The 22,029-nt window shown below is 57.2% G+C and carries 26 protein-coding genes; 12 read left to right on the top strand and 14 right to left on the bottom strand.

Annotated features, from left to right (window positions below; genetic code table 11):
- The first annotated feature begins 180 nt into the window (after nt 1-180).
- Complete coding sequence (locus RMR21_RS11485) at nt 181-1,644, top strand: sensor histidine kinase (protein ID WP_498668145.1); 1,464 nt, start codon at nt 181-183, stop codon at nt 1,642-1,644.
- Between the two features lie 2 nt (nt 1,645-1,646).
- Nucleotides 1,647-2,018: a response regulator gene (locus tag RMR21_RS11480; RefSeq protein ID WP_498668144.1), complete on the top strand. Its 372-nt coding sequence runs from the start codon at nt 1,647-1,649 to the stop codon at nt 2,016-2,018.
- A gap of 483 nt (nt 2,019-2,501) precedes the next feature.
- Here the strand turns inward: RMR21_RS11480 and dps are convergent, their stop codons facing one another.
- The 6 genes from dps to RMR21_RS11450 all read right to left on the bottom strand — a co-directional run bounded on the left by dps (nt 2,502) and on the right by RMR21_RS11450 (nt 7,858).
- Nucleotides 2,502-2,990 (bottom strand): DNA starvation/stationary phase protection protein Dps, encoded by a 489-nt coding sequence (gene dps, locus RMR21_RS11475; protein ID WP_498668143.1) that lies wholly within the window; start codon nt 2,988-2,990, stop codon nt 2,502-2,504.
- A gap of 117 nt (nt 2,991-3,107) precedes the next feature.
- On the bottom strand, nt 3,108-3,374 hold the full coding sequence (locus tag RMR21_RS11470) for a hypothetical protein (RefSeq protein WP_498668142.1): 267 nt from the start codon (nt 3,372-3,374) through the stop codon (nt 3,108-3,110).
- 125 nt (nt 3,375-3,499) lie between these two features.
- Nucleotides 3,500-5,017, bottom strand: a complete 1,518-nt coding sequence (locus RMR21_RS11465) for a tripartite tricarboxylate transporter permease (RefSeq protein ID WP_498668141.1) — start codon at nt 5,015-5,017, stop codon at nt 3,500-3,502.
- 95 nt (nt 5,018-5,112) lie between these two features.
- Entirely contained in the window at nt 5,113-5,607 is a 495-nt protein-coding gene (locus RMR21_RS11460) for a tripartite tricarboxylate transporter TctB family protein (RefSeq protein WP_498668140.1), read from the bottom strand.
- Entirely contained in the window at nt 5,604-6,548 is a 945-nt protein-coding gene (locus tag RMR21_RS11455) for a Bug family tripartite tricarboxylate transporter substrate binding protein (protein WP_498668139.1), read from the bottom strand. Before RMR21_RS11455 ends, RMR21_RS11460 begins: the two co-directional genes overlap by 4 nt.
- A gap of 242 nt (nt 6,549-6,790) precedes the next feature.
- Complete coding sequence (locus tag RMR21_RS11450; protein ID WP_498670145.1) at nt 6,791-7,858, bottom strand: ABC transporter substrate-binding protein; 1,068 nt, start codon at nt 7,856-7,858, stop codon at nt 6,791-6,793.
- A gap of 81 nt (nt 7,859-7,939) precedes the next feature.
- Here RMR21_RS11450 and RMR21_RS11445 point away from each other — a divergent pair, with 81 nt between their 5' ends.
- Nucleotides 7,940-8,620: a response regulator gene (locus RMR21_RS11445; protein ID WP_498668138.1), complete on the top strand. Its 681-nt coding sequence runs from the start codon at nt 7,940-7,942 to the stop codon at nt 8,618-8,620.
- The gene (locus RMR21_RS11440; protein WP_498668137.1) at nt 8,617-9,990 is read left to right on the top strand and encodes a sensor histidine kinase; all 1,374 of its coding nucleotides are present in this window, start codon (nt 8,617-8,619) and stop codon (nt 9,988-9,990) included. The genes RMR21_RS11445 and RMR21_RS11440 overlap by 4 nt, the downstream gene beginning before the upstream one ends.
- A gap of 43 nt (nt 9,991-10,033) precedes the next feature.
- On the opposite strand, the gene RMR21_RS11435 is transcribed toward RMR21_RS11440, so the two are convergent.
- The 4 genes from RMR21_RS11435 to hmuQ all read right to left on the bottom strand — a co-directional run bounded on the left by RMR21_RS11435 (nt 10,034) and on the right by hmuQ (nt 12,481).
- Complete coding sequence (locus RMR21_RS11435; RefSeq protein ID WP_498668136.1) at nt 10,034-10,432, bottom strand: hypothetical protein; 399 nt, start codon at nt 10,430-10,432, stop codon at nt 10,034-10,036.
- Between the two features lie 98 nt (nt 10,433-10,530).
- A complete protein-coding gene (gene purU / locus RMR21_RS11430; RefSeq protein ID WP_498668135.1) occupies nt 10,531-11,415 on the bottom strand; it encodes a formyltetrahydrofolate deformylase in 885 nt (294 codons plus the stop codon).
- A gap of 188 nt (nt 11,416-11,603) precedes the next feature.
- Complete coding sequence (gene hutX / locus RMR21_RS11425; protein WP_498668134.1) at nt 11,604-12,125, bottom strand: heme utilization cystosolic carrier protein HutX; 522 nt, start codon at nt 12,123-12,125, stop codon at nt 11,604-11,606.
- 8 nt (nt 12,126-12,133) lie between these two features.
- On the bottom strand, nt 12,134-12,481 hold the full coding sequence (gene hmuQ, locus RMR21_RS11420; RefSeq protein WP_498668133.1) for a heme-degrading protein HmuQ: 348 nt from the start codon (nt 12,479-12,481) through the stop codon (nt 12,134-12,136).
- 179 nt (nt 12,482-12,660) lie between these two features.
- On the opposite strand from hmuQ, the gene RMR21_RS11415 reads away from it, so the two are divergent.
- Genes RMR21_RS11415 through RMR21_RS11405 form a run of 3 tightly spaced genes read left to right on the top strand, consistent with a single transcriptional unit; the run spans nt 12,661 to nt 15,415 of the window.
- Complete coding sequence (locus RMR21_RS11415; RefSeq protein WP_498668132.1) at nt 12,661-13,548, top strand: heme/hemin ABC transporter substrate-binding protein; 888 nt, start codon at nt 12,661-12,663, stop codon at nt 13,546-13,548.
- On the top strand, nt 13,545-14,636 hold the full coding sequence (locus RMR21_RS11410) for a FecCD family ABC transporter permease (RefSeq protein WP_498668131.1): 1,092 nt from the start codon (nt 13,545-13,547) through the stop codon (nt 14,634-14,636). The genes RMR21_RS11415 and RMR21_RS11410 overlap by 4 nt, the downstream gene beginning before the upstream one ends.
- Nucleotides 14,633-15,415, top strand: a complete 783-nt coding sequence (locus RMR21_RS11405; RefSeq protein WP_498668130.1) for a heme ABC transporter ATP-binding protein — start codon at nt 14,633-14,635, stop codon at nt 15,413-15,415. The genes RMR21_RS11410 and RMR21_RS11405 overlap by 4 nt, the downstream gene beginning before the upstream one ends.
- A 9-nt stretch (nt 15,416-15,424) precedes the next feature.
- Here RMR21_RS11405 and RMR21_RS11400 read toward each other — a convergent pair whose 3' ends face one another.
- Nucleotides 15,425-15,781, bottom strand: coding sequence for a YbaN family protein (locus tag RMR21_RS11400; protein ID WP_498670144.1), 357 nt, complete (start codon nt 15,779-15,781; stop codon nt 15,425-15,427).
- A gap of 187 nt (nt 15,782-15,968) precedes the next feature.
- Here RMR21_RS11400 and RMR21_RS11395 point away from each other — a divergent pair, with 187 nt between their 5' ends.
- The 5 genes from RMR21_RS11395 to RMR21_RS11375 all read left to right on the top strand — a co-directional run bounded on the left by RMR21_RS11395 (nt 15,969) and on the right by RMR21_RS11375 (nt 19,989).
- Nucleotides 15,969-16,364 (top strand): VOC family protein, encoded by a 396-nt coding sequence (locus tag RMR21_RS11395; RefSeq protein WP_498668129.1) that lies wholly within the window; start codon nt 15,969-15,971, stop codon nt 16,362-16,364.
- Between the two features lie 14 nt (nt 16,365-16,378).
- Nucleotides 16,379-17,071, top strand: coding sequence for a uracil-DNA glycosylase (gene ung, locus RMR21_RS11390; RefSeq protein WP_498668128.1), 693 nt, complete (start codon nt 16,379-16,381; stop codon nt 17,069-17,071).
- An 82-nt stretch (nt 17,072-17,153) separates the two neighbouring features.
- Complete coding sequence (locus RMR21_RS11385; protein ID WP_498668127.1) at nt 17,154-18,218, top strand: DUF2218 domain-containing protein; 1,065 nt, start codon at nt 17,154-17,156, stop codon at nt 18,216-18,218.
- 160 nt (nt 18,219-18,378) lie between these two features.
- Nucleotides 18,379-19,311, top strand: coding sequence for a VOC family protein (locus RMR21_RS11380; RefSeq protein WP_498668126.1), 933 nt, complete (start codon nt 18,379-18,381; stop codon nt 19,309-19,311).
- 66 nt (nt 19,312-19,377) lie between these two features.
- Entirely contained in the window at nt 19,378-19,989 is a 612-nt protein-coding gene (locus RMR21_RS11375; protein WP_498668125.1) for an alpha/beta hydrolase, read from the top strand.
- A 135-nt stretch (nt 19,990-20,124) separates the two neighbouring features.
- Here the strand turns inward: RMR21_RS11375 and RMR21_RS11370 are convergent, their stop codons facing one another.
- From RMR21_RS11370 to RMR21_RS11360, 3 genes are all read right to left on the bottom strand, one after another.
- Nucleotides 20,125-20,709 (bottom strand): transglycosylase SLT domain-containing protein, encoded by a 585-nt coding sequence (locus RMR21_RS11370; RefSeq protein WP_498668124.1) that lies wholly within the window; start codon nt 20,707-20,709, stop codon nt 20,125-20,127.
- A gap of 101 nt (nt 20,710-20,810) precedes the next feature.
- On the bottom strand, nt 20,811-21,644 hold the full coding sequence (locus RMR21_RS11365) for a TrmH family RNA methyltransferase (RefSeq protein WP_498668123.1): 834 nt from the start codon (nt 21,642-21,644) through the stop codon (nt 20,811-20,813).
- Nucleotides 21,634-22,014 carry a hypothetical protein gene (locus tag RMR21_RS11360; protein ID WP_498668122.1) on the bottom strand — a complete coding sequence of 127 codons (381 nt, stop codon included), beginning with the start codon at nt 22,012-22,014 and terminating at the stop codon, nt 21,634-21,636. Before RMR21_RS11360 ends, RMR21_RS11365 begins: the two co-directional genes overlap by 11 nt.
- Nucleotides 22,015-22,029: the final 15 nt, after the last annotated feature.

The raw sequence follows: 22,029 nt of genomic DNA, 5'->3' as shown, positions 1-22,029 counted from the left end.
TTTGGGTGCTTACCTCAACTTGAGATATGCAGTCTGATCTTTCGTTGATGACCTCCGAAGCGCTTGCGTTTTAAGGGATTAACGCAATTTTTTACATACGACGGAAAGCCTGTCTTTTTTTGGAACGAAATCCGGCGCTGGGAATTGTAGCGTTTGGGTGCAGTACGTGCGGGGACTATTTTGAAATTCATCGGCGGTGGCGAATGCGGGGATTTATTCCGGGATTTTGCTTGGGAGCAAAGTCCGCTGGGATTGCCGGATGAATGGCCCGTTGAATTGCAGACGCTCGTCAACGTGATGCTCGGGTCACTCCAGCCCATGTTGATGGTGTGGGGACCGGAGCAGATCACACTTTACAATGATGGCTATGCAGAGATGTGCGGCAATCGTCATCCTGCCGCCTTTGCACATCCATTCAAAGATCTTTGGTTCGACATTTGGGATGGTGTCGAGCCGATCATATCGGCGGCCTATGCTGGGCAGGGGACTTCGATGGATGACATCGAATTCATCATGCATCGCAAGGGCTATCCGGAAGAAACGCATTTCTCTTTCTCTTATACCCCAGTCCGCGACCGTGATGGTGTGGTTCTGGGCATGTTCTGCGCATGCTCTGAAATCACCACCGAAATCATGCTTCGGCGAGAACAGAAGAGCCAGCAGGAGAAGTTGCTTCAAATCTTCGAAATGTCGCCTGCGGGTATCGCCATGCTGAATGGCCCGACGCATGTGTTCGAATTTGCGAATGAGGAATATTACTCGATGATCGGCGTTGGCCGCGACATTATCGGAAAGCCGGTGGCTGAGGCCGTTTCTGAGGTCGTTCGGCAGGGCTTTATCGATCTGCTTGACGCGGTGTACAGGACAGGGGAGCCTTTTTCTGCGCGTGCCGTGCCGGTCGAGCTTAATCGTGGGCCGTCCGGCGAGCGGCAAAAGCGTATGATCGACCTTGTCTATCAGGCCATGCGATCGTCTTGCGGAGAGATCATTGGTATTCTGGTCCAAGCCCAGGACGTGACCGAGCGTCTTGCAGAGCAGAAGCACCGGGAATTGATATCCCACGAACTCGGCCACCGTCTGAAAAACCAACTTGCCATGGTGCAGGCGATTGCGTCGCAAACACTGAGGACGGCCAAGGATATTTCATCCGCCAGGCGGACGCTCTCCGATCGTATCGGTGTCTTAAGCGCAGCGCATGATACGGTTATTCTGGGCGGAATAGGAACATCCGAGGTCCACAAACTCGTCAACCAGATGATGCAACTGCACGACGATCCCATGGCGCCAAGGATTTTTGTATCAGGACCGAAATTGAGGGTCGGTTCGCGCCCGTCGCTCTCGCTGTCACTCATTCTGCATGAGCTGGCGACCAACGCGATCAAATATGGAGCGCTGTCATCGCCGGACGGCAAGGTGAATATTCATTGGGACGTCGTTGAGCATCATCCCGAACGGTTTGAGCTTGTCTGGAGCGAAAGAGGCGGCCCTGCGGTTGTCGCGCCCGAAAAGGAAGGGTCCGGTTCTCGTTTGATCAAGGCGGGCCTTGCCGGCGCCGATGACAGCCGCGTCGAGATCGACTATGACGCACGCGGCGTGCGCTGCCGGATTTCGGCAGAGCTGGTCAGTTTCCAGCGGGAGCATTAGCAATGCAAGAGCAACCACGCCTTCTCGTCGTTGAGGACGATGGGCTCATCCGACTTGATCTCGTCGATATGATCTCCGATCTTGGCTGTCTGGCATATGAGGCTTCGACGGCTGATCAGGCGGTGATGGTACTCGAGCGACAGCAGTCTATCAGCGCCATCCTGACCGATATCGACATGCCTGGGTCAATCAACGGTCTGGGCCTTGCCAACGTTGCGCATCGACGTTGGCCGCATATCAAGGTCGTGGTTATTTCCGGACGTTACACTCCCGCGGAGGGTATTTTGCCACCTGGGGCGATATTCATAACCAAGCCTGTTTCACAGCAAAGCGTTGAAAAGGCGCTCTCGGCAATTGGTGTTCTCTCGCTTTAGAAAAAATATATATTCCTTCCACGCACCGCTGCTGGCGATTTTCAGAGACGACAATATAGCAACGGTCGGACATCTTCTGCAAACTCACGAAATCAATCATTGATAATTCGTTAAAATCAGATTCGACATCTGATTCGATGCGGTGTAGAACTTAAGCGTTCAGTAAAATGAACGTCAGCATTTGGCATGTCTTGGGAGGATAAGTCTTGTCTTATGTGGCTTTTGAACGTGTCGGCGCACAGTTGTCGCCCCAGCAGGTCACTGATCTGCAAACTATATTCGATGGCGTGTGCTTTGAATGCCTTGAAGACCGCAGCAGTGACGTCGCCAATAAATGTGCAGCCGTTCTAATCCGAAGTGCTCAACGGGGTATTTGGGATCACGATATGTTGCGTGATATTGGTAAAGCGGTTCTCAGACGTCATTGACGTCTACAGGTACGAATAGTCCAAGCGCCCGGTTGCCCGGGCGCTTTTGTTTGTATCAGGCTTTTTCCTGAACATGGGCTTCCAGAAACCAAAGCGACTTATCCAGATCACGCGATGCGGCAGTGAAGATATCGGCGGTATTGGCATCACCGGCATCGTCCGCTTCATCGATGGATTTACGGATCAGGTTCGCAACGTCGCCGTAGCGCTCGATGAGTTCATCCAGATGGTCGTGAATTTTGAAGATGTCTGTCGGGTAGGCTTTGAGCTTGGAGGTCGAAGATACCGACTGGACGCTTCCTAGCGCGGTGCCCCCGAGCTGCACAGCGCGCTCCGCGATCGTGTCACTGTGCTTGTCCAGTGATGTGCGGAATTTGTCCAAGAGTTCGTGGATCGCGATGAATTGTGGACCTTTGAGGTTCCAGTGGGCCTGCTTGGTGACCAGCGACAGGTCGATAACAGAGGCTAGTGCCTCGTTCAGAAGTCCGATGACCGTTGCTTTTGCGTTGGAGGGTAAATCGTTTCTGGTCTTATGGGTTCTCATTTTCTTCTCCTGAAACACCGCTCGTTACTTTATTGTTTTGGGACGTTCGAGAAAGCAACGAGTGGGAGCGGCAGTCGTTCCAAAATCTATCTGTGTCTGAAACATTTCGTGTGGTGCTTACCGGTCAGGAGGTAAATCGCTCATGATCACACGGTTCATCAGGATGAGGGAGCGGTCCGGCGCAATGCGGTACGTCTCGTGAGCACGCCGACCATCTCCCATATTGAAATCGTGGCTCAACGTGCTTCCAACGGGCGACTTGGTGAGCTTCGTTCGCGGCTGTCCGCCATAAGTGATGCTGCCAGGGATGGGTTCAACGGTGGATGTCGCGGTCGTGCATGAGGCAAGTGCGACGGCGCACAAGAGAGCAGCGAGTTTGTTCATTCCCGTGTTCCTCGGTTCAAGCTCAGTCATACAATCATAACCAACCCGTAGCATTTGCGTTCCAGACATAAAAAAGCCCCGCATTCTTTCGAATGCGGGGCAGGGTCCTTGGGAGGATTGCTTTGTCAGTCTTCGTTGGCAGCAAGCTGTGTCAGCACCTGGCCGCGTCCGCGAATGCGCATGATCAACGGGATGAGGAAGGCGGCAGCTGCGACGGCAAACAGCGCGACCGCAATCCACGATGTGAACAGCACGGAGGGATCTCCCTGTCCGATGGCCAGCGCACGGCGTAACTGCTGTTCGGCGAGTGGTCCGAGGATGAGGCCGACGACGGCAGGCGCAATCGGGTAGCCGAAGATACGCATGATGTAGCCAAGGATACCAAAGGCGAGCAGCATGCCGAGTTCGAACACCGACGGGTTGGCACCAATCGTACCGAGCGTTGCAAACAGCAGAATGCCTGCATAGAGCCAAGGCTTGGGAATGGTCAGCAGCTTTACCCATAGGCCGATCAACGGCAGGTTGAGAACCAGCAGCATGACATTGGCGATGAACAGGCTGGCGATCAGACCCCAGACGAGCTGCGGGTTGGTCGCAAACAGCAGAGGACCTGGCTGAAGGCCGAACTGCTGGAAGCCGGCCAGCATGATGGCAGCGGTTGCGGTTGTCGGCAGACCGAGCGTCAGGAGCGGCACGAGTGTGCCGGCAGCGGATGCATTGTTGGCCGCTTCCGGACCGGCGACACCCTCGATGGCGCCGTGGCCGAATTCTTCCGGGTGCTTCGACAGCTTCTTTTCCGTCGCATAGGACAGGAACGTACCGATTTCAGCGCCGCCTGCAGGCATTGCGCCAATCGGGAAGCCGATCAATGTGCCGCGCAGCCATGGCTTCCACGACCGTGCCCAATCCTGCGCGCTCATCCAGACCGAACCCTTGACGGCTTCGACCTTTTCGTCGCCGCTCTGGCCTTGTGCGACGATGAACAGTGTTTCGCCGATGGCGAACATGGCGACCGCCAGTGTAGTGACTTCCACGCCATCCAGCAGATCGGGAACGCCGAAGCTCATGCGTGTCTGGCCGGTCAACTGGTCGATGCCGACGATGGCAAGCGTAAAGCCGATGAAGAGTGAGGTGAGGCCACGCAGGGCGGAATCACCGAAGGCAGAGGACACGGTGACGAAGGCCAGCACCATCAGCGCGAAATATTCACGCGGACCGAAAACCAGCGCCAGCTTAACGATGTAAGGTGCGACGAAGGCAAGCGCGATGGTGGCGATCAGCCCCGCAACGAAGGAGCCGATGGCAGCGGTTGCCAAGGCCGGTCCTCCGCGCCCCGCTCGGGCCATCTTGTTGCCCTCCAGCGCGGTAACGATGGACGCACTTTCCCCGGGCGTGTTGAGGAGGATCGATGTCGTCGAGCCGCCATACATGCCGCCATAATAGATACCGGCAAACATGATGAGCGATCCGGCAGGATCGAGCCGGTAGGTGACCGGAAGCAGCAGCGCGACGGTCAGCGCAGGGCCAATGCCGGGCAGAACGCCCACGGCTGTGCCAAGCGTGACACCGATCAGCGCGTAGAGAAGGTTCATCGGTTGCGCAGCTATCGCGATACCTTGTAGCAGAAACTCAAAAGTGCTCATGGACAGTTGTCCCCCTGTCGGGTGAAGCCCTCGCTGCCCTTAGAATGCGGGCGCCAAGGCTTCATATCTTCGTTGTTTATCGAGTGGATCGACCGTTAGAAAAACAGCCGTTCCAATGGGCCAGCGGGCAGCGACAATTGCAGAAGTTGCGCAAAGATGACCCAGATGACGAAGCTGAAAACGATACCGATCGGGATCGAATACCAGAGCTTGCGTCTACCGAAGGCGCGCGCCGTGAACGCGAAGAGCAGGCCTGTGGCAATCGAGAACCCGGCGATTTTCAGGAGCAGCATCTGTGCGGCAAGACCCGCGATAACCCAGAACACAGGTCCCATTTCCTGTTTTTCACGGGTCGGAAACTCGTTGCGCCACGCTTCGACCGCCGTCCAGATCGCCAGCCCGATAAGACAGGCACCAATGGCGTAGGGAACGGTTGCCGGGCCAACCGGAGAATAGCCGGTGACGCTGGCAAGCCGTGCCGAATCCCAGAAAATGACGGCTGCAATGGCGACCAGAAACACGGCGATGGCGAACGCCGCCCAATCAGGGCGGCGCTTTGTGGGTTGGGAAGGGGATGAACCCTGGCTCATTTTACCAGTCCGATATCTTTGAGAATGGTTTCTGTCGAAGCGGTGTCTTTTTCAAGCTGTGCCTTGAAGGCATCGCCAGCAAGATAGGTGTCCATCCAGCCCTTGGTTTTCAGTGTTTCCTGCCACTTGGCAGACTTCACCAGCTTTTCGATATCGGCACCAACGGCCTTTTCCTGCTCAGGTGTCAGCCCTGGAGGGGCAGCAACCATGCGCCAGTTCTGGATCACGACGTCGAGGCCGCTTTCCTTCAGCGTTGGGGCGTCGATACCGTCGAGCTTTGCTTCGCTGGAGATGGCGAGAATGCGAACGGTGCCGGACTTGACCTGGCTTTCGAATTCGCCGTAGCTGGAAATGCCGGCCGTAACCTGTGCGCCGAGAATGGAAGCGAGCGCTTCGCCGCCACCGGAATAGGCGATGTAGTTGATCTTCGTCGGGTCAACACCCGCAGCCTTGGCAATCAGTCCAGCCGTGATGTGGTCGGTGCCGCCAGCGGAGCCGCCGCCCCATGATACGCTGCCTGGATCTTTCTTGAGCTGCTCGATGAGTTGGCCGATGTTTTCGATGGGCGACGATGCAGGAACGACGATGGCTTCGTACTCACCGGTCAAACGCGCAATTGGCGTGACTTCCTTCAGCGTAACCGGAGCCTTGTTGGTGAGGATCGCGCCGACCATGACGTAACCGCCGACGATGAGCGCATTCGGGTTGCCGCTCTGCTGGCTTGCGAACTGGGCGAGACCGATGGTGCCGCCAGCGCCTGGAACGTTCTGAACCTGAACGCGCTTGGAAATGCCTTCTTCCTGCAGCACGCTCTGCAACGAACGCGCGGTCTGGTCCCAGCCACCGCCGGGGTTTGCCGGTGCGATGATGGTGTAGTCAGCTGCTGCTGCTGGAAGTGCGATTGCGCCTGCGAGAAGCGAAGCGATGAGGAAATGCTTCAAAGGGAACCCTCCTTGTATGCCGTTTCGGCACTGTTGTTGTGATCGCGGAAGGGGCGCGCACGGACGACATCAAGGGTGGCAATAGCAACCCGAACCATCTGTCCTGTGAGATTTTCCTCCCGCTTCTTCAGCCCGCCTCCACGGATGAACGAAGAATTGCACAGCACCATAGAAAGCTGTCATCTAACTGACGCTTGGCAGTTCCTCAGCGTATTTACTCTCTATTAATTTTTGAAATCCGTCTACTGGGCGCGCAAAGCTTCGTTCCAGCGCTCGATAATGCGGGCGCGCTTGACCTGATCGAGATAGACCATCAATCCCGGACTGACGGGAACCGGCCGCAATTGTGCGCCGTGGATGGCCTGCATCATGTTGGCGGTGTTTTCTCCCGCCACATCCGGGCTGACGGCGGGTATCTGCAACTGCCGGGCCATGATGGTCTGGCCTTCCTTGGACATGAAGAACTCCAGATAGCGGCGACCGAGTTCAGCATTCTTGGCCGCCTGCGGCACCAGTCCTATGCGCGACATGACGACGGTATAGTCCTTGGGCAGCACGATCCCGACATCAGGATGCCGAGAGGCCCAATCCGCGGCGTAGGAGCCGAGGATGTTGTAGCCCAGCACAAAGCGGCCATCGGAAATGCGCTCCAGAATGGCGGAGCTGGTGGAGTAAACCTTCACGCCCGCCGTTCCCATTGATTTGATGACGTTCCAGATATCGCCGAACTGTTCCTGATCGCGCGACATGAACAGGAAGCCGACGCCGGAGCGTTCGATGTCATAGGTCGCGATGCGCCCGTGCACCTCTTTCGCGTGGCGTTCCAGATAATCCACGAATTCGGCGCGGCTGGCCGGTGGCTTTTCCGTGGTGAAACTCGGCTTATGGTAGACGAAGACGGCGGGCTCGAAGGTTAGCGCATAGGCCGTGTTGCGCCAGTTGGCCCATGCGGGCCAGCGTGCGCTCATCGGCAGGTCGGATCGCTGGGCATAGCCGTCATTGCTAAGTTTGACCTGAAGATCCATGGCGGAGGAGAAGGCGAAATCGGCGGTTTTTTCACCCGCATCTGTTTCCCGGACGATGCGGTCGTAAATCTCGCCCGTCAGCATATCCTCGTAGGAAACCGCCACATCCGGGTTCGCCTTCTGGAAGCCCTCGATCATAGGGGTTGCCAGAGGTTCGTCCAACGAGGAATAGACCACGAGCGTTTCTGCATCCGCCTTGCCGGACAGGGCAGGAAACACCATCGGCTGCGCCTGCGAACAGGTGGCGACACCAAAGAAAAGACAGAGGGATAGAAGAATACGCATGGAAAAGATCATGCCGCAGGCCCTTGCCATTCACAAGACGGAACGGCTTCGATAAATTCGATCCAAATGGAGGGCGTCTGCTTGCGAATTCTGCTTGTGGAGGACAATCAGGTTCTGTCGGAAGGGCTTTCTGCGTTGTTGCGGGGTAGCGGCTACGCCGTGGATGTGGTGTCCGACGGCGCTTCGGCTGACGCCGCCATTGCCGCTGAAAATTTCGATCTGGTCATTCTCGATCTTAACCTGCCGGAAATGGACGGCATCGAGGTGCTGCGCTCGATGCGTGACCGCCAGGACAAGGCGGCGGTGATGATCCTGACGGCGCGTGGCACGCCGGAAGAGCGGGTGAAAGGACTGGATCTCGGCGCTGACGACTATATGACCAAGCCATTCGATATAACCGAGTTCGAAGCGCGGGTGAGGGTGCTTTTGCGTCGCAATGCCGGTTTGCGCTCTTCGCTCGTCAATTTCGGAGGGGTCTCTTTCGATCTGACATCGCGCACATTTTCCGCCGAGGGCATTCCGCTCGATATTCCTGCGCGTGAAGTAGCGCTTCTGGAAGTGCTGTTCATGCGGGCCGGAAAGGTGGTGGCAAAGGAAGCCATCGTGCAATCGCTGACGGGTTTCGACGACGAGCTGTCCGGCAATGCGATCGAGCAATATGTCAGCCGTCTGCGCAAGCGACTTGCTCCCCATGGGCTGACGGTAAAGACGGCACGCGGCATCGGTTATTATCTCGAAAAGTTGCCGGAGATGGCGCAATGAGGCAAGCCGCCTATTCGCTGCGGCGGCGTCTGCTGGGCTGGCTTCTGATTTCCACCGCCATCATCGGCTGCGTGGCGCTGGCCGATACTTATCGCGAAGCCATCAACACGGCCAATATCGTCTCCGACCGGGTGCTGTCCGGTTCCGCCTTGGCCATCGCCGAGCGGGTCGTCGTCTCCGAGAATGGGTCACTTGAGGTGGATATCCCATATGTTGCACTGGAAATGCTGACATCGGCGGCGCAAGACAGGGTGTTTTACCGGGTGGATGGCCCGAACGGTCAGTTTCTGACCGGCTATCAAAACCTGCCTTCGGTGGAAAAGGCGCGCAGCGACACGCCTATTTTCATAGATGCCGAATTTCGCGGCGAGCCTATTCGTGTGGCCGCAATCGAGCGTTTTGCATCGACGGGTGTGAATTCCGTGCCGTTTACCGTAACTGTTGCGGAAACTACGATTGCCCGCAGTCGCTTAGCGCAGGCCATTATCATTCGCTCGGCCTTGCGTCTTCTCTTCATGATTGTCGGTGCCGCCATCATCGTCTGGATTGCCGTGACGATTTCGCTGCGTCCGCTCTATCGGCTGAGCGAAGCCATTGATGAACGCAGCCCCAACGATTTGCACCCCATCCGCCAATCAGTGCCGGTTGAGGTCGAGAACCTCGTGGAAACCGTCAATTCCTTCATGGTGCGGCTGCAATCGGCATTGGATGCGCTGAGGCATTTTACCGGCAATGCCAGCCATCAGCTGCGAACACCGCTGGCCATCATCCGCACCCAGCTTGCGCTGTCGGCGCGGGCATCCACCTTGCAGGAGGCGCAGGCCGCGGCGCACAAAGGTGATGCTTCAGTCGCGCATGCGGAACATATTCTGGCGCAGCTTTTACGCATGGCGAACATTGACGCTGCCGGATCAGGGGAACAGCAGAGCCTTGTCGATGTCGATCTTGTCTCGTTGGCCCAATCCGTGACCGCCGATTATGTGCCTGTCGCCGCCGAGGCAGGGATCGATCTGGGGTTCGAACACGTAGAAACGGCCAGCATCCCGGCAGAGCCGCTTTTGCTCGGCGAGCTCCTCGGTAACCTCATCAGCAATGCCATCGCCTATGCGGGACGCGGAGCGGAAGTGACGGTCAGGGTAGGGAAGACCAAGGGGTTGGCCTACATCGAGGTGGAGGACAACGGCCCTGGCATCTCAGCCGAAAAACGCAGCGTGGTGCGCCAGCGTTTTGCCAGAGGAGACGGCAACGCAGCACCCGGTGCGGGTCTTGGTCTTGCGATCGTCGAGGAGATTGCATCGCTTTTCAATGGGCGGCTTATGCTGGAAGACGGCGCGTCTGGAAAAGGCCTGAAGGCGACCGTTCGCTTTTAAGGAAGCGGCGTATTGGCGCCGCTTCCGTCTCTATCAGGCGAATTTACTCGTTAATCTTGTCGATCAACTGCATCATGATGTCGGCGCACGCCTTCATCGGCTCGTCATCGGCACATTTGATGTCGATCTTGGTCTCGCCCTGTTCGAGGCGGAAATGAGCGCCTTTCGATGGCGGAGGTGGTGGCGGCATCATCATACGCTCACGCGGGCCGCCGTCTCTCGGGCCACCCTCGCGCGGACCCCAATGGCCAGGCGGTAGGGGCGGTGGAGGAGGGGCTTCCGCTCTGGGGCCAGCACCTGGCGGCGGAGGTGGTGGCGGTGGCGCGTCCGTCTGTTGACCAGCATCTGGTCCACCGGCTGGCGGTGGCGGCGGTGGTTGTTGGGCAAACGTCGAACCTGCCGCGAGCAAGAGCGCGGCACCGGCGATAATCAACTTTTTCATGAGGGAGACCTCTGGTGTGTGACAACGCAGGACAAACGGCCTCGAAAGCAACTCGGTTGCTCCTCGCCAAAAATAAAGATCGATGGTTTACCGTCAGGTCACCCCATCCGCTCTGACGCATAGGAGCCGGGGCTGGGTGGGAAGACGACAGTGCGGTTGCCATTGATGAAGGTGCGATGGTGGATGTGGGCGTGGATGGCGCGGGCCAGCACCTGGCTTTCGACATCGCGCCCCAGCGACACGTAATCTTCCGCCGATTGCGCGTGGGTGACGCGGACCGTGTCCTGTTCGATGATCGGACCTTCATCGAGATCGGCAGTGACGTAATGGGCCGTGGCGCCGATCAGCTTCACGCCACGGTCATAGGCCTGCTTATAGGGGTTCGCACCCTTGAAGCTCGGCAGGAAGGAGTGGTGGATGTTGATGATGCGGCCCGACATCTTGCGGCACATTTCATCGGACAGCACCTGCATATAACGGGCCAGCACCACCAGTTCCGTGCCGCTGGTTTCGATCAGGTCGATCAGCTGCGCTTCCGCCTTCGGCTTGTTGTCCTTCGTCACCTTGATGTGGTGGAAGGGAATGTCGTGATTGACGACGACCTTCTGATACTCGAAATGGTTGGAGACAACGCCGACAATGTCGATGGGTAGTGCGCCGATCTTCCAGCGGTAGAGCAGGTCGTTGAGGCAATGCCCGAAACGCGAGACCATCAGCAGTGTTTTGGTGCGCTCGCCATCGCTGTAGATAGCAGCATCCATGCCGAACTCTACGGAGATGGGAGCAAAGCCGGCCTGGAGCGCTTCCATGCTCTCGCCCTCTTCGGAAATGAAGGAGACGCGCATGAAGAACTTGCCGGTTTCGAGGTCGTCGAACTGGGAGCTGTCGACAATGTTGCAACCCTTCGCCGCCAGATAACCCGAGATAGCAGCGACGATGCCGCGTTTGGATTGGCAGGCCACGGTCAAAACATAGGTCGTCATCGGCTTTCCCTCATGATGTGTCGCAACGGCCTATAGCGCAGGTCGAGATTGGCGCAAAGCACTCTCGTGCCTTACCAAGGCCTTGAATTGATAGGGCATGTTGGGAGGGGTGAGACATGCCGGAAGCGACATTCTATGTTCAAAGGAAAAGCCGCCACCAGATTTCCGGTGGCGGCTTGCAATCCTTGTCAGGCGAGAAAGCTGTCGCGCAGCGTCTCGAATTTCGAGAGCTGGTCGGACAGCAGATCCTTGTTCTCGTCACGGCGCACGAAGAGCTTGAACATCGCGCTGCCACTGGCATTCATGAACCAGACCGAAAGCGACCGGCGCCCATGAAATTCCCGATCGATGAACGTGATCGACGCGCAATTGTCTTTCTTGATGTGCCCTCCGATAGGACTGTCGCCATGAATGTTGAACCAGCCATGTCCGTCCGTTCCCTCGGGCAGATGCCCGGGAACCTCGAAGACGATATCAGGCGTCTGAACGATCATCAGGACTTCGCCCCAGGAGCGCAATTCATTCCAGATGTCATCGAATTTTTCGGCAGGCGCTGAGACGGCTGCGCCACGCGGCAAAAGTGCCAGAATGTCTGCCGGTGTCACATCTGCCTTGGCGGCAATGGCTTCCACGACGCCATCCGGCTTTTCGGCAAGAGCGGCTTTCGCGCGCTCAAGCCGCGTATCGACGTTCTCAATTGTTGCGCTCATGGTCGTCATCACGCCGCAACTGGACGATCTTGCCCATCCTTGTCTTCGTGGATGATCACGTCAAAACCTTCGAAATGCGGGCCGGAGAGATATTCGACCTTGCCGCGATTGTTACCGGCATTGGCGTGGGCTGCTCGGAACTGCTCGGATTTCGTCCAGGCGGTGAAGTCATCCTTCGTGGCCCACAGGGTGTGGGAGGCATAGAGCGTATGATCGTCAGCCTTCGCACCCTTCAACATGTGGAACTCCAGATAGCCGGGCATTTCAGCCAGATGACGCTTGCGCTCGCGCCAGATGGTTTCGAACGCTTCCTCAAAGCCTGGCACGACGCGGAATCGGTTCATGGCAATAAACATCGATAGTCTCCCTTTGAATGTGCGGTACCGGATACCGGCACGCTACCCCTGAAAAGCGGAGATATAAAAGATAACGGAAATAGTCAACTTATCGGATTGTGTGGCTTTAAAAGATGTGTAATTAACTCAACTTATATGGCGTGCAGGCTGTCGCGCGCCGCATTGTTCAGGATCATGTCATGCCGTATTTGCTTCGCTCGCTTGCTTTTGGTGCCACTTTTCCCGTTGCGCTGGCATTGTCTTCGCTCGCTGCCCACGCTTCTGATAAGGGCAATCCCGAGGCGAAGCAGATCGTTGCACTTGGCGGCACGGTGACGGAAATTCTATACGCGCTGGGTGCCGGAGATCGAATCGTGGCGCGTGACTCGACCAGCAGTTTTCCCGCTGACGCGTTGTCCAAACCGGATGTCGGTTATATGCGTGCGCTCTCCTCCGAAGGCATTCTGTCGCAAAAGCCGGATCTCATTTTGTCGGAGGATGGGGCAGGCCCAGCAGATGTGATCGGCATTTTGAAAGCCAGCGAAGTGCCGATGGTGACCGTCGACACGCCGCCTGAAGGCAGTGCCATCGCAAAGAAAATCAAGGATGTCGGCGCGGCTGTCGGCCTTGATGACAAAGCAAACGTGCTTGCAGAGCAGGTCAATTCCGAGCTCGCGACGCTCGCCAAGGACGTTGGCGCTGTTGGCGACAAGAAAAAGCGGGTACTTTTCGTTCTTTCTACCGCTGGCGGACGCATCATGGCAGCGGGAAAAGACACCGAAGCGGCAGCGATCATCGAACTCGCCGGTGGCATTAACGCTGCTGAGGAAATAACTGGGTATAAGCCCCTGACCGATGAGGCCGTGATTGCCGCGGCGCCCGATGTCGTTTTAACCATGCAGCGCGGCAATCATGCGGGAACTCCCGATGAGATCTTTGCGCTTCCAGCCTTCCAGTCCACCCCGGCGGCGGCCTCCAAATCGCTGATCAGCATGGATGGATTGTATCTGATCGGCTTTGGTCCGCGCACGCCCGCTGCCGCTCGTGAATTGGCTTCGCAACTGTATCCCGAGGTCATCAAACCGTGAGCGCGCTGGCTGTGACCGAGGTCGCAGGTCCCATTCCCGGCGATCGTTCGCGCAAGGGCGCTATCACCCTTGGGGCGTTGTGTATTTTTCTCGTCGTGGCCAGTCTCGTCTCCCTCGCCAGCGGTCCGACTGGGGTGGGCCTGCATGAGCTGTGGCTCTATTTCACCGGGCATTCACAGACCATGGAGCCACGCGACCGGGTGATCCTAGAAGCCGTTCGCCTGCCTCGTACCGGTTTAGGTCTCATGATCGGGGCTGCACTGGCGGTTTCCGGAGCTATGATGCAGGGCCTTTTCCGAAACCCGCTGGCTGATCCCGGCCTTGTCGGCGTCACGTCGGGTGCCGCACTATGTGCCGTGGCCGCTCTGGCCCTGGGTGGCAGTCTGCTCACGCCTCTATCCGCCTTGTTCGGCGTTCACTTTCTGCCGCTGATGGCGTTTTTCGGCGGGTTGATGAACACGCTGCTGCTCTACATGATCGCGACCCGGAACGGCGCGACGTCGACCACTGTTCTGATCCTCGCCGGTATTGCCGTTGCAGCGTTGAGTGCCGCTCTTATGGGATTGATGATCTTCATGGCGGATGACCGTGCCCTACGTGACATCACCTTCTGGAGCTTGGGTTCACTGGGTGGCGCGACGCCGCTCAAGATTTGGACGACGTTGCCGTTTTTCATCGTCATCATGGCCAGCATTCCCTTTGTTTCAAAGGGGTTGGATGCGCTGATCCTGGGGGATGCGGCTGCTTTTCATATGGGTATTCCGGTTCAACGCCTGAAGCGCATCGTCATTCTGGCGGTCGCCGCTGCCTGTGGGGCAAGTGTCGCCGCAGCCGGGTCCATCGGTTTTGTCGGTATCGTCGTGCCGCATCTGTTGCGGCTGGTGATCGGGTCTTCTCATCGCTTTCTATTGCCCGCGTCTGCCATTGGTGGCGCAGGGTTGCTGCTTCTGGCTGATAGTTTTGCGCGCACGGTCGCCGCGCCCGCCGAGTTGCCGATTGGTGTCGTGACCGCGCTGATCGGCGCGCCGGTTTTCCTGTTTCTGCTTCTGGGTAAAGGCAACGGTCTTGGTTTGAGGAACGTGTCATGATTTCCACACGTTGCGTTACCGTAATCCGTTCAGGGCGTAGATTGCTGGACGAGGTCACGATCAGGCTTGAGCCCGGCACATTCAGCGTCATCATCGGGCCGAACGGCGCTGGAAAATCGACTCTGATGAAGGTGCTGTCAGGTGAGATGACCGCCGATGCTGGGGATATCACCTATCACAAGATCGATGTTGGCGTCTTCAAACCTGCGCAACTGGCACGCATTCGTGCCGTTTTACCGCAGAGTACAGTTCTGTCCTTTCCCTTTACGGCGCTGGAAATCGTGCGCATGGGGGCTGTGGCGCAAGGCTCGCTGAAGCCTGAGGCGCAGGCGAGGCAGGCGCTTGCCAAGGTCGGCCTCAGCGGTTTCGAGGGGCGGTCCTACAATATGCTGTCCGGAGGAGAGCAACAGCGGGTGCAGTTTGCGCGTGCCTTGGCGCAGGTGCCTTATGCGGTGGAGAGCGGCGAAGCGAGAGCGCTTTTGCTGGACGAGCCGACATCAGGCCTCGATCTTGGCCACCAGATTTCCGTGCTGGAGACCGCGCGCGATTTTGCGCGTGATGGTGGGACCGTGCTTGCGGTTCTGCATGATCTCAATCTCGCCGCCGAGTTTGCCGATCAACTTATCGTCATGCATCATGGCAAAATCACAGCCTGCGGCCCATCGATCGACACCATCAACGACGAGACCATTGCGCGGGTCTATGGCATCGGCGGCACGGTCGGGCGCATTCCTGCGCGGCACATTCCCTATGTGCTGCCGCAATCGCGGCACCGCTGAGGTCGGCTGTCAAGGTTCCGGTCGGGTTGTGACGAACAGCGCTGCACCCAGCATCAAGGCGGCAACGAGTGTGGCTCTGAGAGGCGTTGGCTCCGTAGCAAACCAGAAAATGGCGTAACTCATTGTCATCAAAGATACGGCGGCGATTTTTGCCTTGCGGGGAATGGCGCCTTTTTCGCGCCAGCTGCGTAAGGACGGTCCGAATTTGGGGTGGGATAAAAGCCACGCCTCAAGCTTTGGCGATGATTTGGAAAAGCACCAGAGCGCGATCAGCAGAAACGGTGTCGTCGGCAAAACAGGCATGACAGCACCGATGATACCGGTGACAACCATGAGCCAGCCAAGACAGAGATAGAGGACGCGCATGCCTGCCGTTATCATGAGTTTCCATGTCATGATAGTGTGAAAGCGTGACGCCAAACGGGTGTGTGACGATCCGCTGTGAGACGCGAAATGGCCTCAAGGGTTGAAACTCTGGGCTCCAGCCGTTATTTGGCTGCCCGGACGCCCGTGGCTTAAGCGGGCCAGCAGGATGCAGGACAAAGGAAACACCATGGCCAAACTTATTCACTCTATGGTCCGGGTGCTGGACGAAAAGCGTTCGGTCGGTTTTTATAGCCAGGCTTTTGGTCTTGGCATTGCAGAACGCTTCGAGTTCGACACGTACACACTGGTCTATCTCAGCAATGCCGAGGGTGATTTCGAGCTTGAGCTGACGATCAATAAGGGTCGCGAGGTGCCGTACGCGCTGGGCGATGGCTACGGCCACATAGCCGTCAGCGTCGACGATGTGGAAGCAGAACACGCCCGCTTGACGGAGCTTGGTCTTGTCGTGGGTAAGATCATCAACGCTGCCTACAGGGGCGGCCCTTTCGCAAAATATTTCTTCATTTGCGATCCCGATGGCTACAAGATCGAAGTGCTCGAGCGCAGCGAACGTTTTAAATAATCAAGAGGACTTTCATGGCAAAGGTTGGTGTGAAACTGGACGAGAGCTGGAAGCGTGCGCTTTCTGTCGAATTCACCAGCCCCTACATGCAAAAGCTCAAAGAGTTCCTGCTAGCTGAAAAGAACGCCGGCAAGCATATTTTCCCCAAAGGGAGCGAATATTTTCGCGCTTTGGATTTGACGCCCTTGAATGAAGTGAAGGTCGTCATTCTGGGCCAGGACCCCTATCACGGCGCGGGACAGGCACACGGACTTTGCTTTTCCGTACAGCCAGGCGTGCGAACGCCGCCTTCGCTCGTCAATATTTACAAGGAATTGCAGAGTGATCTGGGTATTTCACCGGTGAAGCATGGCTTTCTGGAGAGCTGGGCCGGTCAGGGTGTCTTGTTGCTCAACAGCGTTCTCACGGTAGAAGAAGCGCGCGCTGCGTCCCATCAAGGGCAGGGCTGGGAGAAGTTTACGGATGCCATCATCCGCACCGTGAATGACCAATGCGATAGTGTCGTTTTCCTGCTTTGGGGTTCTTACGCGCAGAAGAAAGCTGCATTCGTGGATCAGACGAAACATCTTGTTCTGAGATCACCGCATCCGTCGCCGTTGTCTGCCCATAACGGGTTTTTCGGAAACCACCACTTTTCGAAAGCCAATGAATTTCTCGTTTCGCGTGGCCGCCAGCCGATCGATTGGCAATTGCCCGAAAAACTGTGATCGAACTTGGCAAAAACCGCTTTGCACTTTGAACAAGGGTGATCTAAAGATAACCGGACTGTAATCTGAAGGATTTAAGCCGGTGCTTCTGTCTGCGCAAACATCTGTCGTTCTTCCCGATCCAGCCGCCATCGTGGATGCTTTCCACGAACATTTCGCCGAGTACATGACGATGACCCGCGAGGGTGAAGCGCTGCACTTTGAAGCTGATTACGGCAATGGCACATTCGGTGCCGAGAATGGGCGGTTTGCGGCAAGGATCAATTGTGTTTCGGAAAATGTCCTGCTGTCCGTCAAAGCCATGGTGGCTGAACATATCGTTGAGTTTACCGGCGATACGTCTCTAGACTTTCGCTGGGAAGGCCATGGCTCGGATATGCGGGAAATGCCCAACCTCTTCAGCGGTCGGGTCGCGCGCGCTTACAATCTGACGCCGAGAATGCGACGGGTCGTGATTGCCATCGATAAGGGCATCGAGCGGCTGATGAGTGGCGGTCTGCATGTCCGCATCCTGATCCTTCCCGATCAGGACCGCGCGCCGGTGTGGCCATATCTGTCGAAAACCGGTGCCATCGTTTGGGCCAAGGGCGAGGACGAGCAGTCGCGCCGTGTCTATACCATCCGTTCGGGCAGTGTCTTGCGCGGGGAGATCAATCTCGATTTTGTCATGCACGAGGGCGATGATATGCCCGGTGCACATTTCGGTGCAACGGCTTCTCCAGGCGATCTCGTCGGCATCGTTGGTCCCGGTGGCGAGCTACCGGATGCAGATCATTACGTTTTTGCCGGTGATGAAACCGCGCTGCCTGTGATGCTGCGAATGGCTGAAGACATGCCAGCGGGCAAGACGCTGACGGTTTATGCCGAAATCGACAATCCCCAGGAGCGGCAGGAGATTTCGTCTCAAGCGAACGTCAATTGGCACTGGCTCTATCGCAACGGTCAAGAGGCTGGAACGGCGGGATTGCTGGAGCGGGCACTGCGGTCCCGTCCATGGTCCGGTGCTGATGGACTGCATGTTTTCGTTGGCTGCGAGAAGGGCGAAGCACGTTCCGTCAAGAAAATGCTTGGCGAAGAAGCACGTCTTCCAAAGACTGCGTTCGTGACGGCGGGTTACTGGGTCAGGGGTGCGAATGATGACCACTGACCATCATGTCATTTGCTGAACAGTTCCGTTCGTTGTCCACAAATTGAGAACAATCCGTTCTGAACGTCCAGTCTATGCGCGCGCCCTGATCTGCACCATCTTGAACCCATGAAAGAAGGGCCTCGCTTTCCTGCGAGCTCATCCAATCGGAGGGTTTAAAATGTTGAACCAGATCAGAGGTCTGCATCACGTCACATCCATGGCAGCGAGTGCAAGTGGGAACAACCGTTTCTTCACGGACACGCTTGGCCTGCGCCGGGTTAAGAAGACCGTCAACTTCGATGCGCCGGACGTTTACCACCTCTATTATGGCGATGAGGTCGGCACGCCCGGCTCCGTCATGACCTACTTCCCGTTCCCACACATTGCACGCGGTCGCCAAGGCACCGGCGAAGTTGGCACGACGTTGTTCTCTGTGCCCGAGGGTTCGCTTGCCTATTGGCAGGACCGCTTTTCCAAAGCCAATGTGGACGGTTTGAAAGTCGATGACGCCTTTGGTAACAAGCGCCTGCATTTTGCGGGTCCCGACGGTGATGGTTTTGCGCTTGTCGAAATCAAGGATGACGCACGGGCGCAGTGGACGGGCAATGGCGTTGGTGAAGACCAGGCCATCAGGGGTTTTCAAGGTGCATCTCTGCGGCTTGCGGATGAGGGGGCTACCGCTGAACTTCTGAAATTCATGGGTTATCAGGAGGTCGACCGGCAGGATGGTGTGCTGCGGTTGGGCATGCCCGGCGGCAATGGTGCCGATTTTATCGACATAGAGACGATGCCGAATATTTCTGGCGCGCGTCTAGGGGCCGGTTCGGTTCACCACATCGCATTCGCCGTCGATAATCGTCAGACGCAGCTTGAGGTGCGGAAAGCTCTCCTGGATACGGGTTATCAGGTCACGCCGGTCATCGACCGCGATTACTTCTGGGCTATCTATTTCCGCACACCCGGTGGCGTGCTGTTTGAAATCGCCACCAACGAGCCCGGTTTCGACCGGGACGAGGACACGGCACATCTGGGCGAGGCACTGCAGTTGCCACCGCAGCACGCACATCTGCGCGCGACGCTTGAGCAACATCTCGAGTCGCTTGAAAACTGATTTTTTTCGAAAAGAAGAGGATGCCTGCGGCTTGAGCGCCGCAGGTCGTTCTCAGGAGATATTGCCATGAGCAAAGATGCTTATTCCCACAAGGTTCGCGCCGGTGCGCCGGGCCAGCCAGCATTTTTCGTCTTTCACGGCACGGGCGGGGACGAGAACCAGTTCTTCGATTTCGGTACCCGGCTGTTGCCAAGCGCGACCATCATTTCGCCCCGTGGCGACGTTTCGGAATTCGGTGCCGCACGCTTCTTCCGCAGGACGGCCGAAGGCGTCTACGATATGGCCGATCTCAGTCGTGCCACGCAGCAAATGGCGGCCTTCGTCAAAGCCAACCGCGATTATCATGCGTCAGGTCTCGTACTGGGCCTCGGTTTTTCCAACGGTGCGAATATTCTGGCCAATACACTGATCGAGTTTCCTGATCTGTTCGATGCCGCGGTGTTGATGCACCCGCTGATCCCGTTCGAGCCGAAACCTGCACCCGCACCTGCCTCACGACGGGTGCTGATCACGGCGGGCGAACGTGATCCGATCTGCCCCGTGCCCCTGACCAACGGTCTGGTGGACTACCTGAAAGCCCAGGGCGGTGAGGTTGAGATGGAGTGGCACTCTGGCGGCCATGAAATTCGCGGGAATGAGATTGAGGCGGCGAAGGCGTTTCTGGCGCGATACGTGTAGGTGTTCAAGATAGTTTTGGCCAAACCCGCCGCCGGCATCCTCGGGCCAAGTCCGAGGATGCCATGGCCGCCATCTAAGGGCGCACGATATGCGAATCCGCTTTAAGCACACGGTGCGCCGGAGATTGCGACATGTCTACCGGTAGCCGCAATCCTGCAACTGCTTCTCGTAACGCATCGCAATGTTGGCAGAGCGGCGGGCCGCATTCTTGATAGCGGTATTGCTGCGCCAGACGCCATTCGCATAGCCCGTATGTCCGGAATAATAGGCCAGGTAAAGATTGTAGGGATCGTTGAGCGCAATGCCGTTCTGGCGGTTGCTCTTGGCATGGTACCAGCCGACGAAGTGAATGGCGTCCGTGAAATCCGTGCGGCTGGCGTTCCAGCGTCCGGTTTCGCGCTGATAAACCTTCCATGTGCCATCCAGCGCCTGCGCATAGCCATAGGCGGTTGATTTGCGTCCCCAGGGAATGAAGCCGAAGAGTTTGTTGCGAGGCGGACGGGCGTAGGGCTGGAAGCTGGATTCGGTGTAGATGGTGGCCATCATGACCGGCACCGGCACGCCGAACTCCCGTTCTGCCGCCTGCGCATCTTTCTTCCAGTTGTTGAAGATGCCGTTTCGCTGTTCGAAGATCGCACAGGCATTGCTAATCTGCGACGGCGCTGTCGCGCAGCCAGCCAGAACAGTCAAAAGAAAAACGACGACAAATACGCCACGCATCGCGAAACCTCTCGTTCCGCCCATTACTAAATTGTAAATGTTAACGCTCGGTTTTGAGACAAGGTTAATACAAATGCGATCTGTTAAGGTTTTGTTGACAATCAGATACGGCCGATAGTGCTTGCCATTTGGTAGAGTGCCAGCCCTGAGGCGGTACCGGCATTCAAGCTGTCCAGTTGCGGCGACTGGGCAATGCGAGCGGTGTGGAAACGGCTCAGAACGTCCGGCGGAAGGCCATCGCCTTCCGTGCCTATGACGAGGGCCATGCGGTTGGAAGCTGGTATCTCCCTGATTTCCTTAGTGCCTGCGGGGGATAGGCTCCAAATGTCGAAATCTTTTGCTGCCAGTGTTTCCAGCAATTCGACTGCATCGCCGCCACGATGATAGGGTACGGACAACACCGAGCCGACCGAGACGCGCAGCGACTTCCGATAAAGCGGATCGCAGCAGGTGCTATCCATGAAGACGGCATCTGCGTAGAAGGCCGCTGCATTCCGGAACATGGAACCGAGATTGTCGTGGTTGGAAATACCGCAGCCGACGAGCACGAGGGATGATTGCGGCAATCGGCCGATGGTTGCCGCCAGGTCTGTCTCGCTCTTGCGCTTTCCAAGCGCCAGAATGCCGCGATGCAGGTTGAAGCCGACGATCTCGTCCAGCACCGATGCGTTGGCCACGTAGATCGGTACTTCAGACGGAAATTCGCTCAGAATCTCCGCCACTCCCGCAAGACGATTTTCGAGGATCAGGATGCTTTCAGCCTCAAAATCGAGACCGGCCTTGTGCGCCTGAGCCAACATGCGCAGCACGACGGTGCCTTCGACAATGAAACGACCATGCCTGCCGGTCAGGTCACGCTCACGGATGTCGCGAAAGACGGCGATGCGTGGATCGTTTGCTTCGGTGATCGGGTTAAGAGCAAGATCACCGGGCATCGATGGTGATGTCTGCCACGAAACGGCCAGCCTGTACGTTGAACACCAGTGCCTTGCGTGTGCCGTTGGCGAGCCGTCCGTAGAACAGCATATCGCCGTTGGCAAACGAGACGGTCTCGATGGTAAAGCCTTGCGGCAAGCTGGCAGTGGCAGCAACCGGCGCGTCGGATGGGACTGCATTCGTCGTGGCTGTCGTCGTGGTCCTGGATGGACCGACCGCCTTGTAGACAACCGCACCGAAGACAGCCATAAGGCTGATGAACATTACGGCGCCCGACACGATCTGCAAACGGATCATCTTGCGGCGAACTTTTTCCATGGCCGGGTCTAACGGCTGGTCGTCCTGTTCGGCTTGCTCGATCTGCGTCATCGGGATCCTTGGATA

It is taken from the genome of Agrobacterium sp. rho-8.1 (assembly GCF_033957725.1).
Taxonomy (GTDB): domain Bacteria; phylum Pseudomonadota; class Alphaproteobacteria; order Rhizobiales; family Rhizobiaceae; genus Agrobacterium.
This window is presented reverse-complemented; position numbering and strand designations above follow the sequence as displayed.

Excerpts from the sequence above, each read along its gene's own strand:
- RMR21_RS11480 (WP_498668144.1), top strand. The coding sequence starts at position 1,647 with ATGCAAGAGCAACCACGCCTTCTCGTCGTTGAGGACGATGGGCTCATC.
- dps (WP_498668143.1), bottom strand. The coding sequence starts at position 2,990 with ATGAGAACCCATAAGACCAGAAACGATTTACCCTCCAACGCAAAAGCA.
- RMR21_RS11470 (WP_498668142.1), bottom strand. The coding sequence starts at position 3,374 with ATGAACAAACTCGCTGCTCTCTTGTGCGCCGTCGCACTTGCCTCATGC.
- RMR21_RS11465 (WP_498668141.1), bottom strand. The coding sequence starts at position 5,017 with ATGAGCACTTTTGAGTTTCTGCTACAAGGTATCGCGATAGCTGCGCAA.
- RMR21_RS11460 (WP_498668140.1), bottom strand. The coding sequence starts at position 5,607 with ATGAGCCAGGGTTCATCCCCTTCCCAACCCACAAAGCGCCGCCCTGAT.
- RMR21_RS11450 (WP_498670145.1), bottom strand. The coding sequence starts at position 7,858 with ATGCGTATTCTTCTATCCCTCTGTCTTTTCTTTGGTGTCGCCACCTGT.
- RMR21_RS11440 (WP_498668137.1), top strand. The coding sequence starts at position 8,617 with ATGAGGCAAGCCGCCTATTCGCTGCGGCGGCGTCTGCTGGGCTGGCTT.
- RMR21_RS11435 (WP_498668136.1), bottom strand. The coding sequence starts at position 10,432 with ATGAAAAAGTTGATTATCGCCGGTGCCGCGCTCTTGCTCGCGGCAGGT.
- purU (WP_498668135.1), bottom strand. The coding sequence starts at position 11,415 with ATGACGACCTATGTTTTGACCGTGGCCTGCCAATCCAAACGCGGCATC.
- hutX (WP_498668134.1), bottom strand. The coding sequence starts at position 12,125 with ATGAGCGCAACAATTGAGAACGTCGATACGCGGCTTGAGCGCGCGAAA.
- hmuQ (WP_498668133.1), bottom strand. The coding sequence starts at position 12,481 with ATGTTTATTGCCATGAACCGATTCCGCGTCGTGCCAGGCTTTGAGGAA.
- RMR21_RS11415 (WP_498668132.1), top strand. The coding sequence starts at position 12,661 with ATGCCGTATTTGCTTCGCTCGCTTGCTTTTGGTGCCACTTTTCCCGTT.
- RMR21_RS11405 (WP_498668130.1), top strand. The coding sequence starts at position 14,633 with ATGATTTCCACACGTTGCGTTACCGTAATCCGTTCAGGGCGTAGATTG.
- RMR21_RS11400 (WP_498670144.1), bottom strand. The coding sequence starts at position 15,781 with ATGCGCGTCCTCTATCTCTGTCTTGGCTGGCTCATGGTTGTCACCGGT.
- RMR21_RS11395 (WP_498668129.1), top strand. The coding sequence starts at position 15,969 with ATGGCCAAACTTATTCACTCTATGGTCCGGGTGCTGGACGAAAAGCGT.
- ung (WP_498668128.1), top strand. The coding sequence starts at position 16,379 with ATGGCAAAGGTTGGTGTGAAACTGGACGAGAGCTGGAAGCGTGCGCTT.
- RMR21_RS11380 (WP_498668126.1), top strand. The coding sequence starts at position 18,379 with ATGTTGAACCAGATCAGAGGTCTGCATCACGTCACATCCATGGCAGCG.
- RMR21_RS11375 (WP_498668125.1), top strand. The coding sequence starts at position 19,378 with ATGAGCAAAGATGCTTATTCCCACAAGGTTCGCGCCGGTGCGCCGGGC.
- RMR21_RS11370 (WP_498668124.1), bottom strand. The coding sequence starts at position 20,709 with ATGCGTGGCGTATTTGTCGTCGTTTTTCTTTTGACTGTTCTGGCTGGC.
- RMR21_RS11365 (WP_498668123.1), bottom strand. The coding sequence starts at position 21,644 with ATGCCCGGTGATCTTGCTCTTAACCCGATCACCGAAGCAAACGATCCA.
- RMR21_RS11360 (WP_498668122.1), bottom strand. The coding sequence starts at position 22,014 with ATGACGCAGATCGAGCAAGCCGAACAGGACGACCAGCCGTTAGACCCG.